Source organism: uncultured Campylobacter sp., assembly GCF_938018035.1.
Taxonomy (GTDB): domain Bacteria; phylum Campylobacterota; class Campylobacteria; order Campylobacterales; family Campylobacteraceae; genus Campylobacter_B.
Genome location: NZ_CALIJF010000338.1, coordinates 1 through 1,766, shown reverse-complemented (window position 1 = coordinate 1,766; position 1,766 = coordinate 1). Strand labels below are relative to the sequence as shown.

3 protein-coding genes are annotated in these 1,766 nt (G+C 52.1%); all 3 read right to left on the bottom strand.

Annotated features, from left to right (window positions below; translation table 11 throughout):
• A partial coding sequence (locus tag Q0257_RS10365) for an NAD-dependent epimerase/dehydratase family protein (protein ID WP_298024614.1) occupies positions 1-312 on the bottom strand: 312 nt, incomplete at its 3' end.
• A 262-nt stretch (positions 313-574) separates the two neighbouring features.
• Complete coding sequence (locus Q0257_RS10360) at positions 575-757, bottom strand: hypothetical protein (RefSeq protein ID WP_298024612.1); 183 nt, start codon at positions 755-757, stop codon at positions 575-577.
• A 97-nt stretch (positions 758-854) separates the two neighbouring features.
• Positions 855-1,766: peptidase T (locus Q0257_RS10355; RefSeq protein ID WP_298024610.1), on the bottom strand; the 912-nt coding region annotated here is incomplete at its 5' end.

Sequence of the window (1,766 nt, the reverse complement as noted above, 5' to 3'; positions counted from 1 at the left end):
TACGCCCGCTGCTTTGCCCCACTTCGCCGCTGCATAGACGTAGTCCACATCCACGCGTAAAAACGCCTCGCGCGAGCCCGCCTGTTTCATCGTCGTGCCAAGCGCGCAAAAAATTTCATCAAATTTATGCGGCGCGATATCCGAGATGCCCTCAAAATCAATGATCCGCGCGCGAAGCTTAGGGTGGCAAAAGCCTATCGCGCGGCGCGTCCATACCTCTACTTCATCGTAACCCGGGCTCTCGCAAAGCTCGCGCACCAGCTCCCTGCCCACGACGCCCGTAGCGCCTAGCACTAAGGCGGATTTTCCCATTTTTCGCTCCCTGAATTTCTTTAAATTTTAACGCGTTGTGTGGTTAAATTTTACTTTTACCGTGCCAAAAATTTCGTCTAGTTTGCAGTCGAGCCCGAAAATTGCGCGCTTGAGCTCGCATCGCAAGTCAAATCCATAGCTCACGCGTTAAATTTCAAAGCCACGTTCGGCGCGAAATGTACATCAAATCAGCTTAAATTTTATAAGACTATACGCAGTCTAGAAGCTGCCGTTTCATCGCGACGCGCTAAAAGCGTAAAAATTAGCGTTCTCCCGCGTAGTCAAATCGCGGGGTTCCCAAGCTAAACTCGAAGCTGTTTCGATCCACCGCGCCTACGCACGCGTCGCTGTCGTAAAGCGTAAGCAGAAATTCCGCCATCTCCTCGCTTGAATGGTACCGCGCAAAAGCCGCGTCGTAGTCATAGCTCGCATCATCCGTCGCCACGGGACCAAAAATTATATCCTGCAGGGTAAAATTTCGCGGCGGAATGAACGAGCTAAATTTAAAATCAAATCTGTGCGCGGAGTAGAAAGCGCCCTAGCTAGGCTCGCGCCGCCGCCAGCGTTATGATTTGCTTAACCACCTCGCTCGCTGCTTTTAAAGAGCCTACGGGCAGGTATTCGTAGATCGAGTGGAAATTATGCCCGCCGGTAAAGAGGTTCGGGCACGGCAGCCCCTTTGCGGAGATGACGGCGCCGTCGTAGCCGCCTCGCATAGGCTTGATCTTGGGCTCGATATTTAAGCTTTTAAAAGCCTGCTTCGCAAACCGAATTGCCGGCGCGTCGTCGTTTTTCAAAAAGTTATAGACGTTTTTGTAGCGGTCGTTTAGCGAAATTTCGATCCGATCGCCCCAGATCGCGCGAAGCCCGTCCGCAGTTTTTTGCAAAAATTCCATACGCTGCTCGTATCTTTTCTCGTCAAATTCCCTCACGTCGATCTTTAGGACTGTCTTTGCGCTGTTGCCGCTAAGCTCCTTAACCCAAAAATAGCCCTCCTTGCCCTCGGTGTATTCGGGCGCCTCGCCCGCGGGCAGCAGCGAGATAAACTTATGTGCCAAAAGTAAGGAATTTACGAGCTTGCCTTTGGCGTTCATCGGATGAGCGGACTGGCCTTTGAAGGTAACGACGCAATCGCCTGCATTCCAATTCTCGTAGATAAACTCGCCGATGCCGCAGCAATCAAGGCAGTAGCCAAAATCCGCGCCTACCTCGCTTACGTCCAGCGCCTTTGCCCCTAGCAAGCCCTGCTCCTCGTCCGGCACGAAGCAAGCGATTATCTCGCCGTGCTTTATCTGCGGATTTTGGACGAAAAATTCCAGCGCATTTACGATTGCGGCGATCGCCGCTTTATCGTCGGCGCCTAACAAGCTAGTGCCGTCCGTTACGATGATCTCGTCTGCTTTGTAATCCTGCAGCTCCTCATTTTCGCTCTCTTTAAGATAGATCTCTAGCTC